Genomic DNA, 26,997 nt, shown 5'->3' with positions numbered 1-26,997 from the left:
CCACGCGACGGTGACCTTTGTTCACTACTTTGCGAGGTTTTTGTCATGTCTGCTGTCTTTGCCGCTACCCGCTTTAATGCTGATCGCTTTGCCGGTCTGTTTGTCCCGCTGATTACGCCGTTTCGCGATGGCCAGGTGGATTACGCCGCCGCACAAAACCTGGTGGCTCATTTGCTGAAAGGTGGCATCGATGGCCTGGTCATCTGCGGCACCACCGGCGAAGCCGCTACGTTGAATGAAGGCGAACAAACCCGTTTGCTGATGGCCGTGCGCGAAGTCAGTGGCGAACTACCTTTGGTGATGGGCCTGGCGGGCAATGACACGCAATGCGTTGCCAAGCGCGCCGCAGCCTTGTCGGCGCTGGCGGATGGCTTGCTGGTGAGCGCGCCGTATTATGTGCGGCCGTCACAAGCGGGACTGCTTGCGCACTTTAACGCCGTCTCCGCTGCCACGCCGCTGCCCATCGTGCTGTACAACATTCCCTATCGCACGGGCGTGAATATCGAATTGCCCACGCTGCAAAAACTGGCAGCCAATCCGCAATTTGTAGCGATCAAGGAAAGTGGCGGCGGCAATATGCCGCAATTACTGGCCACGATCGCCGAAACACCCTTGCGCGTGTTGGGCGGTGAGGATGCGTTGATATTGCTGACCGCCTGCGCGGGTGGCCATGGCGCGATCGCCGCCGCAGCGCATATCCGGCCCGACTTGTATCGCCGCATGCTCAGCCTGGTGGCTGCAGGCGATCTGGCTGCGGCGCGCGCGATCTCGCAAGCGCTGGCGCCGTGGGTCAAGTTATTGTTTAGCGAACCCAATCCCGCGCCGATCAAGGCAGTGCTGGCGATGCAAGGGTTGATCCGTAACGAATTGCGCCTGCCCATGCTGCCGGTGACGCAAGAGTTGCAGAACCAGCTGGAGACCTTGCTGCCGCGGATTCTGGCTTTGTGATAACTCATCGCGCCCGTTTCCAGTGAATCTGGAATTGTGGGTCGCGCTGCAAAAAGCCCGCACATCGTTGGCCTCAAGGGCCACGATATTGCGGGCTTTAATCTGCCTGACCGCACCTGCTGCGGCCCGGCGCACTTTAGCTGCGGTAATCCGCGTTGATCTTCACATAGTCGTACGAGAAATCGCAGGTCCACACCGTCGCCTCAAACGAGCCGCGCGCCAGTTTTACGGTGATGCTGATTTCAGCTTCCTGCATTACGCGTTGGCCTTGTTCTTCGCTGTAGCTGCCGGCGCGGCCACCGTCTTTGGCCACCAGCACGTCGCCCAGCCACACCTCCAGCTTGTCGGTATCCAGATCAGCCACGGCCGAGTAGCCGATGGCGCACAGAATGCGGCCCAGGTTGGGGTCGCTGGCAAAGAAAGCGGTTTTGATCAGCGGCGAATGCGCGATAGCGTAGGCGACGGCGCGGCATTCGTCGCGCGTGGTGCCGCCTTCCACATTGATGGTGATGAACTTGGTGGCGCCTTCGCCGTCGCGCACCACGGCTTGCGCCAGTTGTTGTGATACCGCCAGCAACGCGTCACGCAGTGTGGCGAAGTCGGGATGCTGTTCGCTATCGATTTCCGCTGCACCCGCCTGGCCAGTGGCCACCAGCATAAAGCTGTCGTTGGTCGAGGTATCGCCATCGACGGTGATGCTGTTAAACGAGCGGTCAGACAACCATTGCAGCAGCGGTTGCAGCAGCGGCTGCGCAATCGTGGCGTCGGTGGTCAGGTAGGCCAGCATGGTGGCCATATTCGGGTGGATCATGCCCGAGCCTTTGCACATGCCGGTGATGGTCACCGTTTTGCCACCCAGTGTGATCTGGCGGCTGGCGGCTTTCGGCGCGATATCGGTGGTCATGATGGCGCTGGCGGCCTGGGCCCAGTGCGCGGGCTGCAGATCGGCTACGGCGGCGGGCAGTGCGGCGATGATTTTTTGCTGCGGCAGCGGTTCCAGAATCACGCCGGTGGAGAACGGCAGAATCTGGGTCGGGTCCAGATCCAGTTGTTGCGCCAGCGCGGCGCCCACGTCTTTGGCGCGTTGCAGGCCGTCCAGACCGGTGCCGGCGTTGGCGTTGCCGGTGTTGACCACAAAAGCGCGGATGTCGTGGCCCGCGGCCAGATATTCGCGGCACAGGCGTACTGGTGCGGCACAGAATTTGTTAAGCGTAAACACGCCTGCGGTTCGGCTACCTGCGGCCAGTCGCATTACGACGACATCCTTGCGCCCAGCGGTTTTGACACCGGCGGAGGCGATACCGAGTTCGATCCCTTTAACGGGATACAGGGCGGCAGGATCAAGGGCAGGCAGGTTTACAGGCATGACGCGGTTTCCTCGGTGGCACTTAAAAGAATGGCAAGGATACCGCAGAGCAGGTGACGCTGGAATGACCGGGGCGATGGCCCGGCCGAGGGGGTGTTTAAAACAGCGTTCTAGCGGGCGAAAGCGGCATTGGCCAAAGCAGGCGCAAGGCTGCTGGCGGCGCCAGCCAGGCTCACCAGGTGCACGCCGCGCACGGGTTCCGTACACAAGCTGCTCTGGTTAGTACGCAGATAGCTACCCTGCCAGCGCTGACGCACTTGCAACTGAATGCCCAGCGTAGCCTGCGCCAGATCGACCAGCGCGTCATCCACGGTCTGGTCATCGACCAACGCTTCGGCGGGGCTGGCGGCTTGCGCGTCGCCAATCAGGATGTCACTGCCATCGGGGCCGGTGGCCATGATCAGATGCATGCCGTGGCGCGCTAGTTGCGGCGCAACGGCTTGTTGTTGCTCGCGCAGCGATTGCACGCTGGGGCATTGGGCAAACGTGGCGTAGTGGGTCAGGCTGAGCCCGCTTAACACGGTGGGGCGGGCGGGTTGGGGTGCGGCGGCTTGCACGTTCAATACATGCAAGCGGCAGCGATATTGCTGCCACGGGGTATTCCAGCTTTGCGGCATCCATGGATGCTGTCCGGCGGCCACAAAAATGCGATCCGCCTTCAAAACGCCGGTGGGCGTATGCACGCGGCCAGATTCGACCGCCAATACCTGGCGATGCGGAAAATAATCGATTGCGCGCGATAACCAGCGTGTCATTGCTTCCGAAGCAATGCTGGGGTCGAGCTGGATTTCGTCGGCAAAATGCAACGCGCCGGCCGCATGCGGCAGCGCGGCGTCCAGATCGGTGGGGTCCAGCCAGTCGGCGCGGCGGGCGCCCGCTGGCGTGCTATCCATAAATTCTTCGGCTACGCGGGTTTCCAGCATGTCGCGGCACAGCAACCACAGCCCGCGTGTATCCACCTGAAAGCCGGCTTTGCCTGCCCAGTCCAGCCACAAACGGCGGCTTTCCTGCACCAGCGCCTGTTGTTCGGGGCCGTGGCCCACTTGCAGCATGCTGCCAGTATGGCCGGGGTCAATGCTGCCGCCGGTCTGCAGCAGGGCCACGCGCATGCCGCGTTGATGCGCCATCCAGGCGTGACTCAACGCAGTGATTCCGCCACCGATAATGACGACATCGTAGGCTTGCTCGCGCAACATTTTCCCTCCTGGGAACCGGCAATCCGGGTGCTGATAGAAGTGCTGACGGCTTGTGGCCGGGGTAAGCCGATCCGGGTGCTGGATCAGCGAACGGTAATACTAGGCCGGAATGATGAGCGCGCGCGCGCTGTTTGTCAGCTTGTTTCGTAAGCTTGTCGGGCGATTACTGAGAAAATGCGTCAAATTCACGCTAAATCAGTGACTTGTAACAGGAGTCGACGCAGCGGTGTGGGGATGCCAGCCGCCAGCGCCTGCTGCGGGCTAAACCAGCGCAAGCCGCCTTCGGCCAGTGCCTCAACGCCGGTCACGCGCGCCGGTAGTGGCGTGATGGTCAGGCGGAAATGCGTGAAGATATGCACCAGCGGCGGCCAGGCGGCATCGGTTTCGATGCGTACGCCAAAGCGCGCCAACATGGCGGCCTCGGCTTCCAGCGTGGTGGCCACTTCGGGCAGGCTCCACAAACCACCCCAGATGCCGGATGGCGGGCGTTGCTCCAGCAACAGGCGGCCATCGTCGCCGCGCAGCAACAGCATCACGGTTTCGCGCTCGGGCAGCGTTTTTTTGGGCTTGGGCCACGGCAATTCCAGTTGGCGGCCTTCGCGCTTGGCCACGCAATCATCCTGCAATGGACAGGCCAGACAAGCCGGCTTTTTCGGGGTACAGACCGTCGCGCCCAGGTCCATCAGCGCTTGGGTATAGGCCGGCATGTCGGCCGCGGCGGGCAGCAAGCTTTCGGCCAGCGCCCACATGCTGTTTTCAATGGCTTTGCTGGCCAGATTGCCCTCGATGCTGGCCCAACGCGACAGCACGCGTTTGACATTGCCATCGAGGATCGCCGCTTGCGTGTTGTAGCTGAAGGCCGCGATGGCGGCGGCGGTGGAGCGTCCGATGCCGGGCAGGCTGGCAATGTCGTCGGGCGAGCGCGGAAACACGCCGGCAAAACGATCACGCACCTGCACCGCAGCGGCGTGCAGATTGCGAGCGCGCGTGTAATAGCCAAGGCCGCTCCACAGCGCCAGCACATCGTCCAGCGGCGCATTGGCCAGGCTGGCGATATCAGGAAACCGTTCCAGAAAGCGCGCGTAATACGGAATCACCGTAATCACTTGCGTCTGCTGCAACATGATTTCCGACAGCCATACGCGATACGGATCATTCACTTGCCATGGCAAGTCGTGTCGGCCGTGCGGGGCATGCCAGCGCAGCAGACGTTGGGAAAACGGTTCGGTCATTGAGGGCGCTTAGTGTTTGCGCGCAGTGGCTGGCGCTGGCGTCGGGGAGGGCGTGGGTTTGCCGGGATTTTTGCGGCGCGCGGCGTCCGCGGCGGCCTGCGCCTTCAGTTGCGCGGCGTGTTCGGCGGCCGCTTTCTCATCGGCAGCCTTCTGGCGCGCCAACCATTGGTTTTTAAGCGCTGAATAATCGACGTGATATTCGGGCGAAGCCAGACCACCGCTTAGCGAAATCGGTAAGGACAAACCAGCCAGCCCTGCCAGTTCGGGTACGCGTGAATTAGTGACGGCCTTCATCTGGTAGTCGATTACGCCAATGCCCAGGTCGATATCGCCCGCGCCGGTCAGTTTGACCACGCCGGTGGCCACCGCCAGATCATCATTGCGCGCCACGCCGTCTTTCAATTTGAGACTGGCTTGCAGTTGGGTAAAGCGTGTCTTGGCGTCCTGATCGGCCGGTTGCGTAACCTCCGTGCCCAACAACGCCAGTTGCTTGCTGGTGTTGCGCAGCAACGCTTCCACGTCGATGCCACGGATTGCGCCTTGCTTGAGCTGCAGATGCGCATTGCCGGTGGCGGTGCGGCGCAGATCGGCCAGCGAACTGCCTTGCGCGGCGATGTCCAGATCGACCTGGCCGCGACCTTCAAAGCGGCTGGTGTCCAGCACATCGGTCAGCAGCGTGTTGATATTGGTGTCGCTCAGTCGTTGCTGGATGCGGATTTGCGGTTCGGGCGCGCTGGCGTCGACTTCCATGCGGCCCTGCAGACGGCCTTCGTAAATGGTGGCGGCCAGCGGGTCCAGCGTGAGCTTGCCTTCGTGCGCGGCAAAATTCATCGACAGGTCATCGATATGCAGATTCTTGAGCACCAGCTCGTTAACGCGCACCTGACCTTGGGCGCGGGCGCGTTCCAACCAGGCAAAATCAATATCACGACCTTGGTCGATCTGTTTTGCGCCGTCGGTGACAGCGGGCAGATACGGCGTCAGATCGAGTTTGTTGACGTCGATATTGAAGTGATATTCGGGTGTGACAAAGTCGTTGACCGTGAGCGCCGCCGACATCTGTTCGCGGTCCAGCTGGCCTTGGCTGGACAGGCTCATCGTTTCGCTGCGCAAGTCCAGCATGGCGTGACCGCGTGATTCCAGTTTGATATCGCCGCGCGGCAAGGCCGAATTGCTATAGCTGCCGTTCAATACGTAATCGGGCAAGCGGTAGAGCGTGCCGTCCTGGATTTCCAACGGGCTGGCAAAGTTGGCGGCGATTTTCTGGCCCGGGCTCGACATATTGAAGTCGATGCGTGCGGCATTGGCGCGCAGCAAACCGCCTTGCTGGCCAGACAACGTGGGCACCTGCATGCGCGCCGACAATTTGTTGCCGGGGCTGCGCATATCCACCTGCAGCGCCAGTCGGTTTAGCGACAGCACATCGCCCACGATCTTGATTTCGGGCAAATCGAGCGAGGTATTCCAGTTTTGCTCAGCGCGCTTACCCGAGGCGGATAAATGCAGATCACCACCGGTCAGTCGCAGCGGTTGCCAGCCATACACCAGATTGCCCACGCCGGTGATGCTGACATCGGCCAGCTTGAGCGCGGGCGAGCTGTCGCCGCGTTGGGTAATGGTGGTTTTAAGATCGGCCACCAGCAGGCGACGTTCTTGCGCGTGATAGCGCATGGCGGCGTTGGCAGTAATCTTGCCGCGCCATTGCGGCGTTTGCTGCGTACCGATTTGCAACTCGCCTTCCAGATACAGGCTGCCGGTTTTGGGGTCGCCCAGGTTATCCATATACAGATCGAGCCCGGCCACGCGGAACGATTCGTTCAGGCTGTTATCGCGATAACGCAGATCGGCATTCCTGAAAATAACGCGGTCCAGATTAAAGCGCAGGCCGTTGCCCACCTGATTGGGCTGCGCCAGCAAATCATCAAAGTTATAGGTGCCATCGGGCCGATGTTCGATATTGACTACTGGCTTTTTGAATTCAACGCGATGCACTTCAAAGCGGCCGTGGCTGAGCAAAGGCCAGATGGAAAGCTGAATGCGCATTTGCTGCGCCTGGGCAAACACGGCGGGTTTGTCGGGGTCAGTCAGGCTGACGTCTTGCAGCAGCAGCGCGGGGCGCGGCAGCAGCACTACGCGTGTGCGGCTGGCCGATAATGTCCGGTGACTATCGCGCTGCAACTGCGCCACCAGCGCCGACTGGGCAAAGTCCGCCTGCACAAAATACGGGCCAACGCCTGCCAGGACGAGCAGGGACGTGAGCAGAAGCAGGGTCAGTCGAAAGGGGCGGGAATGGCGCAAATCCACGTGCTGAGGGTGCCGTTTGTTATGTGGTATGTTTACCGAAGCTAGGGATTATCCCGAACAGACGGGATTTTTTCAAAGATCGTACGCTGTAGCGGCCGTATTGCCTGGGCTGGCGTGGTCAGCGTCACAGCCTGCCCGCCCTCGGTTTTTGTGTTTTTGTTGCCTACTCACTGGAGTCCTCATGCCGTTTCGTACTGAAATCAAGGTGCGTGGTTATCACCTTGATCTATATGGCCATGTTAACAACGCGCGCTATCTTGAATTTCTGGAAGAAGCACGCTGGGGCATGATGGAAAGCCATGGTGATCTGCCGTGGTTTATGCAGCAACGCTACGCGCTTGTGGTCAGCCGCATTGATATTAATTATCGCCGCCCCGCCACCATGGGCGACGTGATTGTGGTGGAAACCGAAATGGCCAGGCTGGAAGAACGCGCCTGCATCGTGGCCCAGCGCATCGTGCGCGCCGATAACGGCAAGGTGGTGGCCGAGGCGGAAGTGACCATCGCCGTGGTGCATCCGCAAACGCCGGGCGCCCTTGCCATGACCGGCGAAATTGCCGATCGGTTCAACGCGCTGGCGCAGGCGGCACAAGCATGAAGGCATTTCGTCTCTGGTTGGCGCTGTCTTTATTGATATTGCTGGGCGCATGTACCGGCATTCCGCATGATTTCGAGAAGCCTAAGGTCACGTTGGCGGGGATCGCATTCAAAGACGCCAATCTGCTGCAACAGCGGTTTACCCTGGCGTTGAGCATCCAGAACCCCAACAACATCAGCGTGCCGATTTCGGGCCTGAACACCACGTTGTCGGTCAATGGCGAAGAAATGGCCACCGGCGTTTCCAACGAGCAAGTAACCATCCCGGCGCTGGGCGAAGCGGTGGTGCATATTGATGTGGTCAGCAATCTGGCGCAGCTGATCCGCCAGGTGCGCGCGATGGGCAATAACCAGACGCCCAGCTACAAACTGGCCGGCAAATTGTTTCTGCCGATTCGCCCCGATGGCATCGCATTTGAGAAAACCGGCGAACTGCCGCCGGCCGATCAATGGCTACCCAAACAACTGCGTTAACCAACCGACGGTGTCTGCATGAGCGATCCCAAGTCTGAGGACGAGATCAAGGCTGAAGCGTTGGCCGAACTGGCGGCTGATGAACCGCCGCCCAAACTGTCGCCGTTTGTGGTGCATAAAAAGAAGCTGATTATGGGCGGCATCGGGGCCACGGTCCTGTTGCTGCTGGTGCTGGGTTTGCTGATTGGTCTGGGTTTGCGCGCGGCGCAACGCGTGGGTATGCAAAAGCAGATTGTCGGCTTGCATGTGTCGGTGGAGGACGCGCGCGAAACGGCCAAGGGCTACAAGGAAAAGCTGGATGAAGCCAAAGCCAGCCGCACCGAAATCGCCAAACAGCTGGAAGACGTGCAGGCGCAACTGGCATCCGCCGTGGCGGCGGCATCCGAGGCCCAGGCCGCGTTGGCTGCGGCCACCAAAGCCAGTACGCCCGCGGCAGTAGCGGGCGCCAGGGCGGGTGAAGGCGCTGCGCCAGCCGCAGCATCGGGGCCGCAGTATCTCAGGTTTGGCAATGGCAATTGCGTGCTGGAAGTCGGCGCGAAGAAAGATCCAATCAGCCTGAAAAACTGCATGGCCGGCCACAAAGCGCCCTGACTGCCCAGCCAGACGCCGGACGCAAAAAGGGCCTGATCGGCCCTTTTTGTTACTTCAACTTCCGTACCTCATTCCGATAGCTACCGGAATGGTTCTGCGATCTCGAGAGCGAGAGACCTCGCTGCTGCATCATCCAGAACGGGGGAGGGGTTGAAGGCCCGGAATAAACTAATCAACGCATCGTTGACCGTACTCGCTAAGCCTTCAAAAAAGTCGAATCGCATGGCGATCTCCTGATCAGAAGGGTTCACTAACTACGTCATGTGCAGGTGGCGTCTGCTTGTCAGACACCTCGTTGCAGGAGTGTCGTCTCCTGCCGCGCGGACACCGCTGCCGGTGCCGGCCTGTTAACACAACCACGTCTGCAGCCAGCCCTATGCCGGTGCAGCGTTTGCCAATCTACCAGACGGCCTGGTGCAGGGTCAAATCGGCCGCATCTTAAAACCGTAATAAAAACAGCATATTGGAAAATTTTTCAAAACGGTGCGGGCGATGTATCTGGCTGGTGCGTGCAAAAAATGTATGCTTTCGTGATTATTCCCTCACTTTCCTCAAGCTCAGGACCCGCCTGCCATGACGCACCCGCTTGCCGAACATTTTGAGAAACTGACTGGCCAACTCGAAGCGTTGATCCAGCGGCTGGACGCCACCTTGCCGCCCGCGCCCGAAGCCGTTGATTGGTCTGCCAGCGCGTTTCGCTGGCGTCAGCGTGACGGCCGCGGTTATCTGCAGGCCGTCAAGCATATCCATCGCATCGACCTGAACGATCTGCAGAATATCGAGCCGCAAAAACACAAGCTGGTGGAAAACACGCGTCAGTTTGTCAACGGCAAGCTGGCCAACAACGTGCTGCTGACCGGCTCACGTGGCTGCGGCAAATCGTCGCTGGTGAAGGCGGCGTGGAACACGTTCAGCGATACCGGCCTGCGTTTGATCGAAGTCGACAAAGCGCATTTGACCGACCTGCCCGATATCGTGGCGCAAGTGGCCGAGCGCGAAGAAAAGTACCTGGTGTTCTGCGACGATCTGTCGTTTGAAGAAGGCGATTATGGCTATCAGGCGCTGAAGACCGCGCTGGATGGCTCGATTGCCGCACCCAGCGCCAATGTGCTGATTTACGCCACGTCCAACCGCCGCCATCTGGTGCCGGAATACTTTGCCGAAAACGAGCAAACCCGCCACGTGGGCGACGAAATCCACTTTGCCGAGGCCATCGAAGAAAAGATCGCTTTATCCGAGCGCTTTGGTTTGTGGCTGTCGTTTTATGGCTTTAGCCAGCCGGAATATCTGAATGCCGCCCAGCACTGGCTGGCGCAGTTTGGCGTAGCGGACTGGACCCCGGAAGTGGAGCGCGAGGCATTGCAATGGGCGTTGGGCCGGGGTGCGCGCAGTGGCCGGATTGCGTGGCAGTTTGCGCGGGATTGGGCGGGCCGGCACTAAGCCCGCCGCAGTTTTCAGCCAGCCCGGCTCAGCGGCCGGGTCAGCGCTTGCAGCAGATCAATGCGCTCGCCCTGCACCGGCTGGAATTCTTGATAAAAACGCGGCAGGTTGGGTTCGCACAGCACGCTGGGCGGCACGGCAATCATATAATCGGCCGCGTCTGCCGGGCTCAGGTCGGCCAGCGGCTTGATCTTGCCCTCGGTAAAAAACGTGGGCCGACCACAATCCAGCAGCAAACGCGCCAGACGACGAGTATCCTGCATCGGCGCGCCACGCAGCAGATAGCGCGTGCCGTCGCGCACGATCAGTACGTTGATGCCCAGGCCATAGGCCACGTCATCTTCAAGCCGCGCGGGCGACGCAGCAATAATGGTGCAGACCGTACTGGCGTCGGCCGCCAGCGTCAGCACTTTTTGCCAATGCCGCATGCCGGTTTCTGGTTGGATTTCGATAACCTGTTGTGACACGATAAGCCGCCGTGATCCGCTTTATTACTGAGTTGATAAGCCAGATGATGTTAGTTGTTATTTGCCGCAAAGAAAACTGTCAAATTCATTCGACACGCCGGGTGGTCGCAGCATGAGCACCGCGCCCAAAGTGGTAGACGTCGCAGTCGGCGTGTTGGTGCAGGCCGATGGTCAGTTTTTGCTCGGCAGCCGGCCCGCGGGCAAACCCTATGCCGGATATTGGGAATTTCCGGGCGGCAAGCTTGAAGACGGTGAAACCGCTTTGCAAGCACTCCAACGCGAATTACAAGAAGAAATGGGCATCGTTGTGACCGCCGCCACCCCATGGCTGACGCAACGCTTTGTTTATCCGCACGCCACGGTGCGGCTGCATTTCTTCCGGGTGACTGCGTGGGAGGGCGAATTTGAAGCGCGCGAAGGCCAGCAGTTTGCCTGGCAAAGCGCGCGGGCACTGACCGTATCGCCCATCCTGCCCGCCAATGGCCCGATCATGCGCGGCCTGCAATTGCCGCCGCAGCTGGCGCTGTCGCAGGTGGCCGGTCTGGGCGAGGCCGCATGGCTGGCGCGATTGCAGGCGCGGCTGTCCCAGGCTAACCCGCTGTGGCTGATTTTGCGCGAACCGCAACTGGCGCCATCGGAATACGGAACCCTGGCAGAAAAAGTGATCGCGCCGGTGCACGCAGCAGGTGGCCGCGTGTTGTTGCACAACCATATTGATCTGGCGCGCGAATTACGCGCCGACGGCGTGCACGTTAGCGTAACGCGCGCGGCCGAACTGCAAGCGCGTCCGCGTGGGCTGGACTGGTTTGGCGCTTCGGTGCACAACGCCACCGAGTTGCAACACGCACAACAGATCGGCGTGGATTACGCGATGCTGGGCCATGTGCTGCCCACCAACAGCCACGCTGAGCATGTGCCGTTGGGCTGGGATGGCTTTGAGGCGTTGATGCATGTGGGCTGGCCGTTTCCGCTGTATGCGCTGGGCGGCTTGTCCAACGGTGATTTGCCCACTGCCTTGCAGCATGGCGCGCATGGCATCGGGCAACTGACCGGGGCATGGCGATGAAGCAACGTTCGCCCTGGGCCGCGCTGGCTGGCATCGTCGTGGTGCTGGTGTTTGTGGCGTGGAACCAGGGCTGGTTGCCCATTGGCAAGCCTACCGCTACGCCTGCTTTGCATCTGGGCTGTTCGGATTTGCATCACGGCTGCAGCATTCTGATTAATGGCGCGCAATATCGCGTCCGCAGTGCGCAGCCGCTCAGTGGCGCGCATCCGGTTGATTTAACGCTGGAAGGCAGCGCCATCAAGGCCGCTACGGCCTCCTGGCAAATGAACGGCATGGATATGGGCCCTAACCAATTCAAGTTTGTGCATCAGGGCGAACATTGGGTGGCCGAAACCGCATTGCCCTTATGCAGCCAGGGCCGCCGCGACTGGTTACTGACCCTGCAGATCGATGACATCACGGTGTTGATCAATACCGTCAGCCAATAAGCACGCGGTAGAATCGCGTTTTTGTCCGAGCGGAATCCATCCATGCAATTTGCCACCTGGAACGTCAATAGCCTGAAAGTGCGCCTGCCGCAATTGCTGGAATGGCTCGCGGCCAATCCCGAAATGACCGCGGTGGCGCTGCAGGAAACCAAACTGGAAGACAGCGCATTTCCCAAGGCGGATCTGGAAGCCGCGGGTTACCACGTCGCCTTTATTGGCCAGAAAACATATAACGGTGTCGCCATCGTTTCGCGCGCGCCGCTGGACGATGTGGTGGTCAATATCCCCGGTTTTGACGATGAACAGCGCCGCGTGATTGCCGCGACCGTCAACGGCATCCGCTTTATTTGCGCCTATGTGGTCAATGGCCAGGCGGTGTCATCGGACAAATACGTTTATAAACTGCGCTGGATTAAGGCGCTGACTGATTACGTGGCGGCGGAGCTCAAGCAATATCCCGAATTGATTCTGGCAGGCGATTACAACATCGCGCCCGAAGATCGCGACGTGCATGATCCGGCCAAATGGGTGGGTGAAGTATTGGTGTCCGCGCCAGAACGCGCGGCATTTCGCCAATTGCTGGCGCTGGGTCTGATCGATTCGTTCCGCGAATTCGAGCAACCCGAAAAATCATTCAGCTGGTGGGATTACCGCATGTTTGCGTTTAAACGCAATGCCGGTTTGCGCATCGACCATCTGCTGATTTCCAAAGCGCTGAAAGACCGGCTTAAAGCCTGCGTGATCGATAAAGAGCCGCGCAAAGTGGAGCGCCCGTCCGACCACACCCCGGTCATCGTCACAATCGAATAAGCCGCCCGCCGCTTTGTACCCACCGCGCTGCTGCAGCAATGCATCGTAACGTACACGTTCTGCCGATTTGGTGCAGAATGGCGGGGTTTTCATACCAGCAGCCCTTTGTATTCATATGGATAAAGCAAAACTTCTGTCCGGTAGCACGCTGTTTTGCGAGCTGACTGCAGACGAACTCGAAGGTTTGGGCCAGAACGCGGAACTGCGCGCGGTCCGCGCCAAGACCACCGTGGTGGCGCAAGGCACGCCGGGCGACGAGATGTTTGCAGTGCTGCATGGCCGCCTGAAGGTTGTGCGCAGTACTGAAGACGGCCGCGAAGCTACGCTGTGTCTGCTGGAGGCGGGCGAAGTCTTTGGCGAACTGGCGATGCTGGATGGCGGGATGCGTTCGGCGAGCGTCGAAGCGCTGGAGCCGTGTGAGCTGCTGGTGTTGCGCCGCGAATCGGTGATGGATTATCTGGAATCGCACCCGAAAGTGATGCGCCAGTTGATCGCCGCCCTGTGCCAACGTTTGCGTGGCGCGGATGACTTGCTGCAGGACACGCTGTTTTTGAACCTGCCGCAGCGGCTGGGCAAGATGCTGCGTTCGCTGGGCGAGCAGCATGGCGATCAAACGGATCGCGGTGTGCTGATTGATCTGAAGCTGACGCAGCAGGAAGTCGCCAACCTGGTCGGCGCCAGCCGCGAATCGGTGAACAAACAACTGAATGCCTGGGTCGACGATGGCTTGATCGACCTGGCGGGCGGCTATATCCGCCTGCTGCGCGCAGAAGACCTGCCGCACTGACAAATTGGCTGGGCCTTTAGCCACCACTCAATGCAATAGGGTGGGTCATGACCCACCACCCGAAGCCGCGTTTTGATGCGACCAGCTTTGCATCAACGGCTTTGAATGGTGGGTCATGACCCACCCTATTTGGCATCAGCCACTTACCACGAAGTGCACTTCCTTCGCGCCGCTTGCGTTGGCCACGAAATGCGCCTGTACGAAAACCCATAGGGTGGGTCATGACCCACCACTCAATGCCGCGTCTGGATGCGACCAGGTTCGCATCAACGGCTTTGAAGGGTGGGTCATGACCCACCCTATCTGGTATCAGCCAATTACCACGTAAAGTGCACTTCCTTCGCGCCGCGCTCGTTCACCACGGTGGTCCGTGTCTGCGCATTGTCATCCAGCTGTGCATTCACCTTGTAGCGGCCCGCTGGCAGCTTGGCCAGCAGATACGGCCCGCTGGTGGTGGTATCCAGCGCCACATTGCCTTTGGCATCCGTCACCTGCACCTTTACGCCCGATTGGTATTCACCATCGCGGCCGGTAAACAGCAGGCGCATGTTGTAGTCTTTTTCCACCGATTTAAGCTGCGACATTTCTTCGTCGCCCACGCCGCCACTGACGTATTCCGCGCCATTGGCCGTGGTTTGCGGTTGCATGGTGGCCATATCGTCGGCCCATGCGTGCGTGCCCAACAAAGACAATGCCAGCAAGCTGCCGGCCAGAATCTGTTTACGTTTGCTCATGTTGCTGTGCTCCTTGTGCGGGACTTATCGGTTAGATCAAGCCCGGGTGGGGATAGAGGCGGGCAGGCGTTCAAGCCATGCCGCCCAACGTGAGCCAGTGTGCCCATCGACCACGCAATAAAAAACCGGCCAGAAGCCGGTTTTGCTGTCGGATATGACTTGCGCAGGCGCGGCCTTAACGGCTGAGCGTGCCCGTCGGCGAAATCATGGTCAGTTCCACGTAGTTGGAACCAATGCGGCGTGGATTGCTGAAGTCCACGGTATAGCCGCCCAGATCATACTTTTTCATATTGCTGAGCGCTGCATAAACGCTGGCGCGCGTGGGATTCTTGCCCGCGCGCTTGAGCGCTTCGACCAGAATGCGGGCCGACATATAACCTTCCAGCAACGCATAAGTCGGATATTCATCGGCTTTAAGGAAAGGCTCGGCGTCTTTCTGGAAGTCGCGAATCACTTTCAGCTGCGCATTGGTCGGCGCCGGAAACACCTGCGACAAACCCAGACCGCTGGCGCTGCTTTTGCCTACAGCGCGAATTACATCGTCATATTGAATGGCCGACAAACCATAAACCTGCGACGTGCCACCTTGGTCGCGGAATTTTTTCAGAAACGTGGCGGCCGGTTTGGAAATCGCAATCAGGATCACCGCATCAGCATTGACTTTGGTCATGGCCGTTGCGGCTTCGCTGGTATCACCGGTTACGCGGTCATACCACGCTTCGCCCGCCAGTTGCATATTGCGCTTGGCCAATTCAGCTTTCAGCGCCGTATAACCGGCCTGGCCAAAACCATCTTTCTGCGCCACCACGGCAATGCGGTTTACGCCCAGATGGTCTTTTAGCAGTGCGACAATCTTTTCAATTTCCTGGCTATAGCCCGCGCGCGTCTGAAAGAAATACGGGCTGCCCGGATTACGCACCGTATCGGCGCCAGTAAATGCGCCCACCAGCGGAATCCCGGTGGTTTCCAGCAGCTTTGAATTAAGCAGCTCTTGCATCGGCTGCGTACCGTAATAACCAATTAATGCCACCGCTTTATCGTTGTCGATCAGCGATTGGGTATTGGCCATCGTGCGGATGGGGTTGTAGCCGTCGTCTTTGGTGAGCAAGTTAATCGGCTCGCCATTAATGCCGCCTTGCGCATTAATACGGCCAAAATAAATAGAAGCACCCAACGCCAACGCCTTGCCGGTATCTGCGGCAATACCGGTGGTAGGAACAGATTCGCCGATCACGATATCGGCATATACAGCAGGTGTGGCGATCAAGCTCAATGCAAACAGCGACTTACGCAACATGACGGGCCCCCGGATTACTTTTTGAGAATTGTGCGACTGATCTTAGATTAATGTCTGCTGATGGTATAGTGGCGGCTCGCGTTCAGAGGGGAAATGCATCATGCGGCGTGCCGTTTATGCCGGTAGCTTTGATCCAGTCACCAACGGCCATCTTTGGATGATCGAGCACGGCGTGCGCCTGTTTGACGAAATGATCGTGGCCATCGGCGAAAATCCGGACAAACGCTATACCTTTAGCGTGGCCGAGCGCGTGACCATGCTGCGCGAAGCCACCCAACATTTGCCCAATCTGCGGGTAGAAACGTTCGAGAACCGGTTTCTGGTGGATTACGCGCGTGATCGCAATGCCGATTACATTATTCGCGGTATCCGCGAAGCCGCCGATTACGAATTCGAACGCAAAATGCGCTATGTGAATGCCGATCTGGCGCCGCATATCGACACTATTTTTCTGATGCCGCCGCGCGAAATCGCCGAAGTCAGCTCTACGATGGTTAAAGGCCTGGTCGGCCCGGATGGCTGGAAAGACGTAGTGGGGCAATACGTGCCCGCGCCCGTGTTCGAGCGCCTGGTTAGCTGGCATATGTCCAACCGCGGCGGATAAAACCGCAGCAGCCGGGCTATATAAACAAAAGCCCGTCCGCGCGCAGGATCTGTTTGATTGATTTACGACCGCCGCCGCCCGTGCGCATTGCTCCGGGCGGCGGTGGCATTTGAAAGAAGCACTCTGATGTCCGATATCACCAGCTACCGTAATCGCCTTGCCAAAAACTTCAAACACTGGAGCAAATGGGCGCGGCGCAATGAATTGTCCTGCTTTCGCGTGTACGACCGCGACGTGCCCGAATTTCCGGTCATCGTCGACTGGTACGACGGCCGCGCCAATCTGCAGGAATACGACACGGGCTGGGTGCAGACCGACGAAGACCACGAAGCGTGGCTGGCCGATATCTGGTACGCCACAGCCGAAGCGCTGGGCATTCCGGAAGACAACGTCACTATCAAGACGCGTCAGCGCCAGAAAGGCGACAGCCAGTACGAAAAAAACCAGTTTGACGATGACGACCACACCGCGCACGAATACGTGGTGATGGAGCAGGGCCTCAAGTTTCTGGTTAACCTGGAAGGCTATCTGGATACCGGCCTGTTTCTGGATCACCGCAATACGCGGCAACGTGTACGCGAAGAAAGCGCGGGCCGCCGCGTGCTCAATCTGTTTTGCTACACCGGCGCGTTCTCGGTGTACGCGGCGGCGGGTGGGGCCAAGGCCACCACGTCGGTCGATCTGTCGAACACTTATCTGGACTGGACCGCGCGCAATATGGCGCTCAACGGTTTTGAAGGCCCGCAACATCGCCGCGTGCGCACCGACGTGCTGCAATACCTGGAAGAAAGCCGCGACGGTGGCTGGCTGTACGACCTGATCGTGCTGGACCCACCCTCGTTTTCCAATTCCAAAAAGATGCAGGGCGTGCTGGATATCCAGCGCGATCATCGCTGGCTGGTAGAAACGTGTCTGGATATGTTGCATCCGGGCGGCGTGCTGTATTTCTCCAATAACCTGCGCACGTTCAAGCTGGATGCCGCGCTCGAACCGTTGTGTACCGACATCACGGCGGAGTCGATTCCGGAAGATTTCCGCAACAAGCGCATACACCAGTGCTTCCGCTTTGAACGCCCGGCGGCATGATGCGACTGCTGGCAGGCCATTGACCAGCATGGCCGTCAGCCCTTAAATTTGGACGCTTCTGGCAGGGTTGTGGTTGGTTGTGAAAAAAGTCTTAACGTCTTGTTTATTGGCATTGTTATCGACGCAAGTGTGGGCGGGCGCGCAGCAAGAAGAAGCGCTGTCGGCCTCGGTGCAGTCGTCCATGGCCCGTTCGATTGACGACGGCGTGCAGCCACGTCTGGTGTTTGATAACGCGGCGATCGGCCAGGTGTGGCTTAACGACATGTCCAACCGCCTGGCGCGCAAGATTCCCGACGAATTCATGCGCCGCAAGCTGCTGACGTCGGTGCAATACGAAGCCACCCGTGCGGGGCTTGATCCGCAAATGGTGTTGGGGCTGATCAATGTCGAAAGCGGCTTTAACCGTTATGCGATTTCATCGGTGGGCGCGCGCGGGCTGATGCAGGTGATGCCGTTCTGGCAACGCCAGATTGGCACGCCACAGCAAAACCTGTTTGATATGAATACCAACCTGCGCTACGGCTGCACCATCCTGCGCCACTATCTGGATATCGAAAACGGCGATCTGTTTCGCGCGCTGGGCCGCTATAACGGCAGCCTGGGCCGCCCGGAATACCCGAATATGGTGTACGGCGCCTGGAAGAATCTGTTCTCCTGGGACCAGACCGGCACCGTTGCCAGCCGCTAACAGATCTACACTGTTACGCCTTACAAACCCGGTTTATCGGCGCATGCCGCATGGTAGAATCGCGCTCTTTCGCTGCGAGCGTTTGCACCATGGCCACCTCTCTTCCTTCGCATCCCATCGGCGTATTTGATTCCGGCGTGGGCGGGCTGACGGTGGTGCGCGCCTTGATGGACCGCTTGCCGTTTGAAAACATCGTCTACTTTGGCGATACCGCACGCGTGCCCTACGGCGTTAAATCCACCAGCACCATCGAACACTTTACGTTGCAGATTGTTGATTTTTTGCAGCGGCAAAACGTCAAGATGCTGATCATCGCCTGTAACACCATGGCGGCCGTCGCCGCTGAAAAAGTACGCGAAATCAGCCCGTTGCCGGTGCTGGACGTCATCGAATCGGGCGCGCTGTGCGCTGTGGCCGAATCAAAAACCGGCGGCATTGGCGTGATCGGCACCCCCACCACCATCAATAGCAACGCCTACGCGCGCGCCATCCACCAGATGGACCCGGATTGCCGCGTGTATTCGCAAGCCTGCCCGCTGTTTGTGCCGCTAGTGGAAGAGGGCTGGCTGGATCACCCCGTAACCCGCCTGACTGCGCAGGAATATCTGAAGCCGGTGTTCGTCGAGCAAATCGATACCCTCGTGCTGGGCTGCACCCACTACCCGCTGCTCAAGCCCATGCTGTCGACCATGACGGGCAATCTAAAACTGGTGGATTCCGCCATCGCCATTGCTGACCAGACCGCCGAGTTGCTGCAACAACAAGGCCTGGCCAACACGCAACGCGGTATGCCCGATTACCGCTATTTTGTGACCGATGTGCCGCTCAATTTTCGCAATGTGGGCGAGCGCTTTCTGGGCCGCAACCTGGGCGCGATCGAACAGGTGAGCCTGGACCGGCTATGAACAAAGAAACGCGCCGCATCTTTTACCAACGCCTGGCCGAACTCGACCCGAACCCGACCACCGAACTGGCCTACACCACGCCGTTTGAACTGCTAACTGCGGTGCTGTTGTCGGCGCAGGCCACCGACGTGGGCGTCAACAAAGCCACGCGCCGCTTGTTTCCCGTGGCCAATACGCCGGCCGCCATCCTGGCGTTGGGGCAAGAGGGGCTGGAATCTTATATTTCGAGCATTGGCTTGTATCGCAGCAAGGCCAAGCACCTGCTGGAAACCTGTCGCATCCTGCTGGAACAACACGGTGGCGAAGTGCCAGCGCAACGTGAGGCGCTCGAAGCGCTGCCCGGCGTCGGCCGCAAAACCGCTAACGTGGTGTTGAATACCGCTTTCGGCCACCCGACGCTGGCGGTCGATACGCATATCTTTCGCGTCGGCAACCGTACCGGCCTGGCCCCTGGCAAAGATGTGCGTGCGGTCGAAGACAAGCTGCTGAAAGTCACCCCGCCCGAATTTCTGCTCAACGCCCACCATTGGCTGATTCTGCACGGCCGCTACGTCTGCAAGGCACTCCGTCCGGAATGCTGGCGCTGTGTGGTCAATGACGTGTGCGATTTCAAAGGCAAGGAACTGACGCCACCGAAGGGGCGCTAAGGCGGCGTCTAGTCGTCGTCGGCGTCAGCGCGCTGGGCGTTCAGGCCCGACTCCAGTTTGCGGGCGTATTTGCGCAGGCCGGCAAAGATGCTGTCCGACACTTGTTCGGGAAAGCTCGCAGGCAATTGCGCCTCCACTTGCGCGATCGCGGGCTCTGTCTGGTCGACCAATTGCTGCAGAAGTTGGCGAATTGTTGCTTCGTCCTGCGTAAATTGCAGCACCTTTGCGCCGAAATAGATCCAGTGGCGTGCCTGAATTCGGGATATCAGGTAATGCGGGCCGCTCTTGCCCTGCACCGGCATGGCCAGCCTGACCTTGCTCTCGTGATATTGGCCGCGTCCGCCACCGATGATGGGGTGTGCTGAGAGCACGTCATACAAGGGCGTGAGCTGATACTTTGAATTGGCCTGCAAAAAAACACTGAAGTTTTTGGCGTGACCATCGATCGCCGCCAGCATCCAGAAAATGACCAGCGTGCAGAAAAAAGTGCGCCGGTCATTTTCGCCAGCGGATACGATCAATAGGGCATTGATGTCCTCTGCGCGTGGGCCGCCATTGCTCGCGTATTTGTTGACCGAACTGATGCCTAGCGCCTGGCAAAAATCTTCCTGCGGCAGACGGATGATCCATTTGTGATCGGCTGCCATGCGCCGATCGAAGCGTTTTACCGCAAGCACTTTCTGATCTTCAAAACAGAGTATTTCGCTGTCCGCGATGTCCAGCCCATAGGCATGTAACACACGTCCGCACAGCCACTCGTTTTCCACCGAATGGCGCATATCGAGGCTGCCGTCGTTAACCAGAATCTCGCCCATCGGCAGTTTCAGAATGTGCGTTGAAGGTGTGCTGCCCACCGGTTTTTGCCAACGCCCTTCATGAAATAGCAGTGCGGTTTTCTCCTGGGCGCCAGCAATCGAAATGCGCAGTTCTTCGGCGTCATCGCGCAGGGCTGCGGGCGAGTCGCTGAGGGTGCGTCGCACCACACGCGCTACACCGGCTTCATCCAACGGCTCGCCTTTGATGTCGATCAAGTCCTTTGGCGCGCCGTCTTCAGGCAGTAACTGAAGGGCGCCCACACAATCGCGGCCGATGGCCTCAAGCAGCTCGAACGTGCCGATGCCCGCAAGACTGTGTTGCGCCGCCAGTCGCCGTCTGATGTTCTCGCTATCGGGCAACAGATTGTCAAAATAATTGCGAACCAGAGCGCCTTTGTGCGGCTGGTGGCCGGGGCGAAACTTCATGGAGAGTGAGATGGGACGACGCTGCCCGTTCTGGTCGCTCAGCCAGTTTGCGTCGTAGGCAAATTCGTCACCTTGCGCCGTAGTGCTCCAGAAGCCCACGCGCAGACCGTTCATCCATACCGAAAGCGTCGGCATCAGAATTCCTCCGGCGTGGCATTACCCCAGATCGAAGCGGGCGGCAGCGCAGCGCTTTCCACCGTTTTGGCGCGCGGATCCCGTTTTTTTCGTTTGGAGGGCTGTACGCCGCGGAAGACATATTGCACCGGCGCTTCGGCCACCTGATCAGGCCCAGAAGTTTGCTGCGGTAGCGCGTAACTTAGCGGCACGTCTTCCATGTGCATATCCAGGTAGAGCGCCCGGAGTATCAATAAGACGGTGTCAAATGCCACGGCCCCCGGGTTTTTTTCGATGCGGGCGTAGTTCTGCTGCTGCATACCTAGCTGGGCGGCAAACTGCCGCTGGCTGAGGCCTAAGCGCTTGCGGGCACCTGCCATCAGATCAGACAGGGTATCGCTATCAGGAACGGCATATTGCATACGTCACCGGAGAGAAAAAGAACGACCTATCTTATGTCGACAAAAAATATGTTGTCAAAACGAAAATACAATATATATGTTGTTAAATATTGGAAACATCAAATAAGTAGTTAAACCATTTAACACCGTATCTGATGTCGCGACTGTGGAGGATGAAACAGTGGCGGCGTCATGCTTCAATCTCAGTTGCCGCCCACCTCATTCATAAACTCGACCGACATGATCGTTACCCACGCCGAACTCGCCGCCATCCTTGAACACGCCGAGGCCCAACATCTATTCCAGCAAGTCACCGCGCTGCAGCAGCTGTCCGGCAATACCGCGGTCCGCACGCAAAAGATCGCCAATGGCATCGCGGCGTTTACGCTGCCCGAGTTCGGCCGCAAGCTGAACCACGTTACCGGTATCGCCATGAGCGCGGCGGTGAGCGCCGCCGCGTTGGCGCAGCTGGAAGCGGGCTACGCCGAGCTGGGCCTGCCCGTCGAAATCGACGTCTGCCCGCATGCCGATGCCGCGATCCTGCCGCTGCTGGCGGCGCGCGGTTATCACGTCAACGCGTTCAGCAATAGCTATGTGCTGCCGCTGTCCGAAGCGGATACGGCGGCCACGGACTATCCCGATATCGAAATCCTCAGCGGCCCGCAGTTGGCGGATGAGGTATTTATCGAGCACTGCATTGCGGGTTTCGCCGTCCAGGCCACTTCGCGCCCGGTGAGTTTGCTACGCGCATTGGCACAAATCGCGGTGCTGCGCGCCGACACCCAACTATTTGCCGCGCGCATCGACGGCCAGATCGCAGGTACCGCAGGGCTTAGCTTGTTACCGACCCCGGGCGGCACCGTGGCGTATCTATCGATTACCAGTACCGTGCCTGCATGGCGGCAGCGCGGCGTGCAAACCGCGTTATTGCAGGCGAGGTTAACGGCTGCGCGTGCGGCGGGCTGCGATCTGGCTAGCGTCTCGGTGCGCCCCGCCAACGTTAGCGCGCGCAATGCCGAACGTGCCGGGTTCCGCCTGGCGTATACCAAAGCCACATTCAGCAGGATGGGCGTGGCGTAAAGCTGAATTAGCGGGGGCTGCCGTGGCGCGACGATGGCCAAACAAAAAAGCGATGCCCGCAGGCATCGCTTTTTTCGTTCCACATTTTAATCGGGCTTAGCTCAACGCCTTCTCAATCCGCCCCAACGCTTTTTCCAGGTTACCCATGCTGGTGGCAAACGAAATGCGGAAGTAGCCTTCCGCGCCAAAGGCCGAGCCCGGCACCACGGCCACATCTTGCGTATCGAGCAGATAAGCGCCCAACGCCAGATCGGTGGCCTCGCTGATTTTGCCTTCAACGGCCAGCAGTTTGATCGCTTCGCGCGCGTCGACAAAGGCGTAGAACGCGCCGCCTGCCACCAGGCATTTCAGGCCACGGATGCGGTTGAACTTGTTCACCACAAATTCGTGGCGCTGGTTAAACGCTTCCAGCATCGGCTTGATGCAATCCTGGCTGCCCACCAGTGCGGCTTCGGCGGCCACTTGCGAAATCGAAGTCGGGTTGGAGGTGGATTGCGACTGGATGTTTTCCATCGCCTTGATCAGCTTGGCCGGGCCCGCCGCGTAGCCAATACGCCAGCCCGTCATCGAATACGCTTTCGAAACACCGTTTAGCAGGATGGTCTGTTCGTACAGATCGGGGCAGGCGTTCAGGATGTTGTAAAAGCGCGTGTCGCCCAGCATTACGTGTTCGTACATATCGTCCGAGGCGATCAGCACATCGGGATGTTGTTTCAGCACTTCGCCCAGCGCTTTCAGTTCTTCCAGCGTGTACACCGCGCCCGTGGGATTGGACGGGCTATTCAGCACCACCAGGCGGGTGCGTGGCGTAATGGCCGCCTGCAGTTGTGCGGCGGTCAGCTTGAAGCCTTGCTCGATGCCGCATTGCACGATCACCGGTTTGCCTTCGGCAATCAGCACGATATCGGGGTAAGACACCCAGTACGGCGCGGGCACGATCACTTCGTCGCCCGCATTGATGTACGCCTGGCACAGGTTAAAGAAGCTTTGCTTGCCGCCCACCGACACCAGAATCTGATTAGCCGCGTAATCCACACCGTTATCACGCTTGAACTTGTCGATGATGGCTTTCTTCAGCCCTGGCGTCCCCGAAACCGGCGTGTATTTGGTAAAGCCTTTGTTGATGGCTTCGATGGCGGCGGCTTTGATGTGATCCGGAGTATCGAAATCGGGTTCGCCCGCAGCCAGTGCAATCACATCGCGGCCTTCGGCTTTCAGCTTGCCGGCTTTGGCGGTGATGGCGAGGGTGGGGGATTCCTTGATGGCGAGTACGCGGTTAGACAGTTGCACGGTGCAGATCCTTAAGGCGGTCACGGTGAGCAAAAACGAGAGTTTAGCGCGGAGCGCGTCGCTGCTGTAAGCGCAGCGGTATCGATGGCGACATAAAAGTAAACGCCGCGTGCAGGACGTCAGGCTCGACTATTCTCAAGAACAATCCCATCGCTGATAGAGAGCGTAATGCCCAAGCGTTCTGCCGATAAACCGATCCGCCGCTATCCGCTGCACATCCATATTGCATGGTTGTTCATCCTGTTGATCGTGGTCTTCGCGGCGGCCAACACCTGGTACAACGACCGCCAGGCCAGCCGTATGCTGCTGACCGCGTCGCGCACCTTGTTTAACCAGATTGGCGCGCAGACGGCGGAACGGCTGGATAACCTGTATCGCAATGCCGGCACATCGGTGGATTTGCTGGCCAACACGCAGCTGTTGCACGCGCAGAGCTTGCAGCAACGGCTGCACAGCCTGCCGTATCTGCAACAGTTGTTGCGCAATCAGCCCGCGCTGACGGCCGCGTATGCCGGCTACGCCAATGGCGATTTCTTTTTGCTGCGCCGCGTGCCCGACAACGCCACGTTTCGCAAAACCTATACGCCGCCGCTGCAGGCGCGCTGGTTATTGCAAAGTATCGAAACCCTCGACGGCCAACGCGAAGGCCGCTTTCTGTATTACGACGACCAGCTGCGTTTGCTGGAAAACCGGCTCCAGCCTGATTACCGCTATGACCCGCGCACCCGCGCCTGGTACGCAGCCGCGCGGCTGCATGACGGCCACATCTTTACCGAGCCCTATGTGTTCTTTACCACGCGCGAGCCCGGCGCCACCTTTGCGCGCCAGGTGCCCGATGGTGCGGTGGCAGGCATCGACGTGACGTTGGCGCAGGTCAGCCAGCTGCTACGCCAGAAAAGCATTACCGCGCACAGCGAGCTGGCGCTGATCGGCCCGCATGGCAACGTGCTGGCGTATCGCGAGCCTGACAAGATTGTGCGGCCCGAAGCCGATGGCAGTCTGTCGCTGGTGGGCATTGCCGAACTGGGCGTGCCGGCGATTGCCGCATTGATGGGCGATCGCAGCCATTACGCCGATGCCGCCGCCACGCTGCATGTGGAGGGCGAAGACTGGTACGGCTATGTGGCGCGCATTGCGGTGGATGGCCCGGGTGACCAGTTGTTGCATCTGGCGATGGCTGCACCGCAGCGCGAACTGCTGGCCGATGCGCGCCAGTTGCGCTTTCAAACCATGCTGATCGCGCTGATTTTGCTGGCCGTGGCGGTGCCGGTGGCGATGTGGTTTTCGCGGCTGGCGTCGCGGCCCATCCAGGCGCTGATCAACCAGGCGCGCGCGATCCAGGCCATGCGCTTTGATACCGCGGTAGAAACCGGTTCGGTGATTCTGGAAATCCACGAGCTGGCGCATTCGATGCAGCAAATGCAGGCCACCATCGAGCAGTTTCGCGATATCGGCGATGCCTTGGCGGACGAGCGCGACTTTGATCAGTTGCTGGCGCGCATCCTGACCGAAACGGTGCAGATGGCGCAGGCGCAAAGCGGCATCGTGTATCTGACCGAGCCGGATGGCAGCCTGCATGCGCGCCAGGCGTGCCAGCAGGACCAGTGTATTTTGCTAAGCCAGCCGTTGCCGGTGCTGCATCTGGCCAGTGATCCGTTGCATCCGGCGTTGTTGGCGCAAACCAGCGGGCAAACGTGGATCGGGCAAATTGAAACGGGTCCGCTCAATACCTGGTTTCATCCGCTGCAGCGCTTTGGCCAGCCGCGCACGCTGGTGGCGATTCCGCTGAGCAATCGGCAAGCGCAAAGCGTAGGCGTGTTGCTGCTGTTTTTGGCGGACGGCCAGGCGGAGCCCGGCCTGACGCGCATGGCCCTGCTGGAGGCGGTATCCGGCACTGCGGCGGTGGCGCTCGAAACGCAGCGGCTGATTCAGGAACAACAGGCGCTACTGGAATCGTTTATCCAGTTGGTAGCGGGCGCCATCGACGCCAAAAGCCCCTACACCGGCGGCCATTGCCAGCGCGTGCCCGAGCTGGCGCGCATGCTGGCCGAGGCCGCGTGCGCCGCGCGCGATGGCCCCTATGCAGATTTCGCCATGAACGAAGAGGAATGGCAGGCGCTGCATATTGCCGCGTGGCTGCACGATTGCGGCAAGGTCACCACGCCGGAATATGTGGTCGATAAGGCCACGCGGCTGGAAACGCTGTATGACCGCATCCACGAAATCCGCACCCGCTTTGAAGTGCTGAAACGCGATGCCGAAATCGCCTATTGGCAGGGCGTGGCGCAGGGCGGCGACAAGGCGGCGCTGGCGGAAATCCGCGACCAGATGCTGGCAACGCTCGACCGCGAATTTGCGTTGGTGGCGCGCAGCAATCAGGGCGGGGAGGGCATGGATGCGGCTGATGTCGACCAATTGCAGCAGATTGCGCAACGCCAATGGCAACGCACGCTGGATGATCGCATCGGCTTGTCGCATGAGGAACTGACGCGCAAACAGGCCGTCCCGCCTGCGCCCTTGCCCGCGACGGAAAACCTGTTAGCCGACAAACCCGAGCATCTGTTCGAGCGCGGCCCGCGTGACCAGTTGCCGCAAGGGCATGGCTTTGTAATGGATGTGCCGGCGCTTTTATATAACCGCGGCGAGCTGCATAACCTGTGTCTGGGCCGCGGCACCTTGACGGCGGAGGAGCGCTACAAGATCAACGAGCACATCATCCAGACCATTGTGATGCTGGAGAAACTGCCGTTTCCGCGCCATCTGCGCAACGTGCCCGAGATTGCGGCCGGGCATCACGAAAAGATGGATGGCACCGGTTACCCAAGACGCCTGACGCGCGAACAGATGAGCCCGCTGGCGCGCATGATGGCCATCGCCGACATCTTTGAAGCGCTAACGGCCGTGGACCGGCCGTACAAGCAAGGCAAGACGCTGAGCGAAGCGCTGGCGATCATGGCGCGCATGCGCAGCGACGGGCATATCGATGCGGAATTGTTTGAGCTGTTTTTGCGCGGCGGCGTTTATCTGCATTACGCCAAGGTGTTTCTGCGCCCCGAACAACTCGACGCGGTGGATATCACCCAGTACCTATAGGGTGGGTCTAGACCCACCACCCCAAGCCATCGACAAGCGCACGTGCGTTGGCGTTTTACTTTTATGGCTTTGAGTGGTGGGTCTAGACCCACCCTATGGATGCGGCCGTTT

Annotated in this window: 26 protein-coding genes; 16 read left to right on the top strand and 10 right to left on the bottom strand. The window is 59.5% G+C overall.

The annotated features are described in order from the left end of the window. Positions 1–45 precede the first annotated feature (45 nt). Positions 46–948, top strand: a complete 903-nt coding sequence (gene dapA, locus WG78_RS09370; RefSeq protein WP_053937547.1) for a 4-hydroxy-tetrahydrodipicolinate synthase — start codon at positions 46–48, stop codon at positions 946–948. 136 nt (positions 949–1,084) lie between these two features. Here the strand turns inward: dapA and argJ are convergent, their stop codons facing one another. The 4 genes from argJ to WG78_RS09350 form a co-directional block, all read right to left on the bottom strand. Next, entirely contained in the window at positions 1,085–2,314 is a 1,230-nt protein-coding gene (argJ, locus tag WG78_RS09365; RefSeq protein WP_053937546.1) for a bifunctional glutamate N-acetyltransferase/amino-acid acetyltransferase ArgJ, read from the bottom strand. A 110-nt stretch (positions 2,315–2,424) separates the two neighbouring features. Beyond that, on the bottom strand, positions 2,425–3,510 hold the full coding sequence (locus WG78_RS09360) for an NAD(P)/FAD-dependent oxidoreductase (RefSeq protein ID WP_053937545.1): 1,086 nt from the start codon (positions 3,508–3,510) through the stop codon (positions 2,425–2,427). A 185-nt stretch (positions 3,511–3,695) separates the two neighbouring features. Next, the gene (gene mutY, locus WG78_RS09355; RefSeq protein WP_053937544.1) at positions 3,696–4,742 is read right to left on the bottom strand and encodes an A/G-specific adenine glycosylase; all 1,047 of its coding nucleotides are present in this window, start codon (positions 4,740–4,742) and stop codon (positions 3,696–3,698) included. A 9-nt stretch (positions 4,743–4,751) separates the two neighbouring features. Beyond that, a complete protein-coding gene (locus tag WG78_RS09350) occupies positions 4,752–7,040 on the bottom strand; it encodes an AsmA family protein (RefSeq protein WP_161805090.1) in 2,289 nt (762 codons plus the stop codon). A 187-nt stretch (positions 7,041–7,227) separates the two neighbouring features. On the opposite strand from WG78_RS09350, the gene WG78_RS09345 reads away from it, so the two are divergent. From WG78_RS09345 to WG78_RS09330, 4 genes are all read left to right on the top strand, one after another. After that, complete coding sequence (locus tag WG78_RS09345; RefSeq protein ID WP_053937542.1) at positions 7,228–7,644, top strand: acyl-CoA thioesterase; 417 nt, start codon at positions 7,228–7,230, stop codon at positions 7,642–7,644. Beyond that, the gene (locus WG78_RS09340; protein WP_053937541.1) at positions 7,641–8,117 is read left to right on the top strand and encodes an LEA/WHy family protein; all 477 of its coding nucleotides are present in this window, start codon (positions 7,641–7,643) and stop codon (positions 8,115–8,117) included. The genes WG78_RS09345 and WG78_RS09340 overlap by 4 nt, the downstream gene beginning before the upstream one ends. 18 nt (positions 8,118–8,135) lie before the next feature. Further along, positions 8,136–8,708 carry a hypothetical protein gene (locus WG78_RS09335; RefSeq protein WP_053937540.1) on the top strand — a complete coding sequence of 191 codons (573 nt, stop codon included), beginning with the start codon at positions 8,136–8,138 and terminating at the stop codon, positions 8,706–8,708. Positions 8,709–9,281: 573 nt separating this feature from the next. Continuing rightward, positions 9,282–10,148, top strand: coding sequence for an ATP-binding protein (locus WG78_RS09330; RefSeq protein ID WP_053937539.1), 867 nt, complete (start codon positions 9,282–9,284; stop codon positions 10,146–10,148). Between the two features lie 14 nt (positions 10,149–10,162). Here the strand turns inward: WG78_RS09330 and WG78_RS09325 are convergent, their stop codons facing one another. Continuing rightward, a complete protein-coding gene (locus WG78_RS09325; RefSeq protein ID WP_053937538.1) occupies positions 10,163–10,615 on the bottom strand; it encodes a hypothetical protein in 453 nt (150 codons plus the stop codon). A gap of 112 nt (positions 10,616–10,727) precedes the next feature. Between WG78_RS09325 and WG78_RS09320 the strand changes: the two genes are divergently transcribed. From WG78_RS09320 to WG78_RS09305, 4 genes are all read left to right on the top strand, one after another. Next, positions 10,728–11,681, top strand: coding sequence for a Nudix family hydrolase (locus tag WG78_RS09320; protein WP_053937537.1), 954 nt, complete (start codon positions 10,728–10,730; stop codon positions 11,679–11,681). Next, a complete protein-coding gene (locus WG78_RS09315) occupies positions 11,678–12,109 on the top strand; it encodes a hypothetical protein (RefSeq protein WP_053937536.1) in 432 nt (143 codons plus the stop codon). Before WG78_RS09320 ends, WG78_RS09315 begins: the two co-directional genes overlap by 4 nt. Before the next feature lie 42 nt (positions 12,110–12,151). Continuing rightward, positions 12,152–12,919, top strand: coding sequence for an exodeoxyribonuclease III (gene xth, locus WG78_RS09310; RefSeq protein WP_053937535.1), 768 nt, complete (start codon positions 12,152–12,154; stop codon positions 12,917–12,919). A gap of 115 nt (positions 12,920–13,034) precedes the next feature. Beyond that, positions 13,035–13,706: a Crp/Fnr family transcriptional regulator gene (locus WG78_RS09305; protein ID WP_053937534.1), complete on the top strand. Its 672-nt coding sequence runs from the start codon at positions 13,035–13,037 to the stop codon at positions 13,704–13,706. A 317-nt stretch (positions 13,707–14,023) separates the two neighbouring features. Here the strand turns inward: WG78_RS09305 and WG78_RS09300 are convergent, their stop codons facing one another. Together WG78_RS09300 and WG78_RS09295 are read right to left on the bottom strand one after the other, a co-directional pair. Beyond that, positions 14,024–14,440 carry a hypothetical protein gene (locus tag WG78_RS09300; RefSeq protein ID WP_053937533.1) on the bottom strand — a complete coding sequence of 139 codons (417 nt, stop codon included), beginning with the start codon at positions 14,438–14,440 and terminating at the stop codon, positions 14,024–14,026. Between the two features lie 175 nt (positions 14,441–14,615). Next, positions 14,616–15,737, bottom strand: coding sequence for an ABC transporter substrate-binding protein (locus WG78_RS09295; RefSeq protein ID WP_053937532.1), 1,122 nt, complete (start codon positions 15,735–15,737; stop codon positions 14,616–14,618). Positions 15,738–15,837: 100 nt separating this feature from the next. On the opposite strand from WG78_RS09295, the gene coaD reads away from it, so the two are divergent. From coaD to nth, 5 genes are all read left to right on the top strand, one after another. Continuing rightward, on the top strand, positions 15,838–16,341 hold the full coding sequence (gene coaD / locus WG78_RS09290) for a pantetheine-phosphate adenylyltransferase (protein WP_053937531.1): 504 nt from the start codon (positions 15,838–15,840) through the stop codon (positions 16,339–16,341). 126 nt (positions 16,342–16,467) lie between these two features. Further along, positions 16,468–17,427: a class I SAM-dependent methyltransferase gene (locus tag WG78_RS09285; protein WP_053937530.1), complete on the top strand. Its 960-nt coding sequence runs from the start codon at positions 16,468–16,470 to the stop codon at positions 17,425–17,427. A 79-nt stretch (positions 17,428–17,506) separates the two neighbouring features. Further along, positions 17,507–18,115: a lytic transglycosylase domain-containing protein gene (locus WG78_RS09280; RefSeq protein WP_053937689.1), complete on the top strand. Its 609-nt coding sequence runs from the start codon at positions 17,507–17,509 to the stop codon at positions 18,113–18,115. A gap of 89 nt (positions 18,116–18,204) precedes the next feature. Then, positions 18,205–19,020, top strand: coding sequence for a glutamate racemase (murI, locus tag WG78_RS09275; RefSeq protein ID WP_053937529.1), 816 nt, complete (start codon positions 18,205–18,207; stop codon positions 19,018–19,020). Beyond that, complete coding sequence (nth, locus tag WG78_RS09270; protein WP_053937528.1) at positions 19,017–19,667, top strand: endonuclease III; 651 nt, start codon at positions 19,017–19,019, stop codon at positions 19,665–19,667. Before murI ends, nth begins: the two co-directional genes overlap by 4 nt. A gap of 8 nt (positions 19,668–19,675) precedes the next feature. Here the strand turns inward: nth and WG78_RS09265 are convergent, their stop codons facing one another. Beyond that, positions 19,676–21,043 carry a type II toxin-antitoxin system HipA family toxin gene (locus tag WG78_RS09265; protein WP_053937527.1) on the bottom strand — a complete coding sequence of 456 codons (1,368 nt, stop codon included), beginning with the start codon at positions 21,041–21,043 and terminating at the stop codon, positions 19,676–19,678. Beyond that, positions 21,043–21,444 carry a helix-turn-helix domain-containing protein gene (locus WG78_RS09260; RefSeq protein WP_053937526.1) on the bottom strand — a complete coding sequence of 134 codons (402 nt, stop codon included), beginning with the start codon at positions 21,442–21,444 and terminating at the stop codon, positions 21,043–21,045. Before WG78_RS09260 ends, WG78_RS09265 begins: the two co-directional genes overlap by 1 nt. Before the next feature lie 171 nt (positions 21,445–21,615). On the opposite strand from WG78_RS09260, the gene WG78_RS09255 reads away from it, so the two are divergent. Continuing rightward, on the top strand, positions 21,616–22,503 hold the full coding sequence (locus WG78_RS09255; RefSeq protein WP_083458881.1) for a GNAT family N-acetyltransferase: 888 nt from the start codon (positions 21,616–21,618) through the stop codon (positions 22,501–22,503). A gap of 96 nt (positions 22,504–22,599) precedes the next feature. Here the strand turns inward: WG78_RS09255 and WG78_RS09250 are convergent, their stop codons facing one another. Continuing rightward, the gene (locus tag WG78_RS09250) at positions 22,600–23,793 is read right to left on the bottom strand and encodes a pyridoxal phosphate-dependent aminotransferase (RefSeq protein ID WP_083458880.1); all 1,194 of its coding nucleotides are present in this window, start codon (positions 23,791–23,793) and stop codon (positions 22,600–22,602) included. A gap of 168 nt (positions 23,794–23,961) precedes the next feature. Here WG78_RS09250 and WG78_RS23070 point away from each other — a divergent pair, with 168 nt between their 5' ends. Further along, on the top strand, positions 23,962–26,886 hold the full coding sequence (locus WG78_RS23070; RefSeq protein WP_053937523.1) for an HD domain-containing phosphohydrolase: 2,925 nt from the start codon (positions 23,962–23,964) through the stop codon (positions 26,884–26,886). Positions 26,887–26,997 lie beyond the last annotated feature (111 nt).

This window comes from Amantichitinum ursilacus (assembly GCF_001294205.1).
GTDB lineage: Bacteria > Pseudomonadota > Gammaproteobacteria > Burkholderiales > Chitinibacteraceae > Amantichitinum > Amantichitinum ursilacus.
The sequence above is the reverse complement of the archived record's forward strand: the minus strand, read 5'-3'. Positions and strand labels throughout refer to the sequence as shown.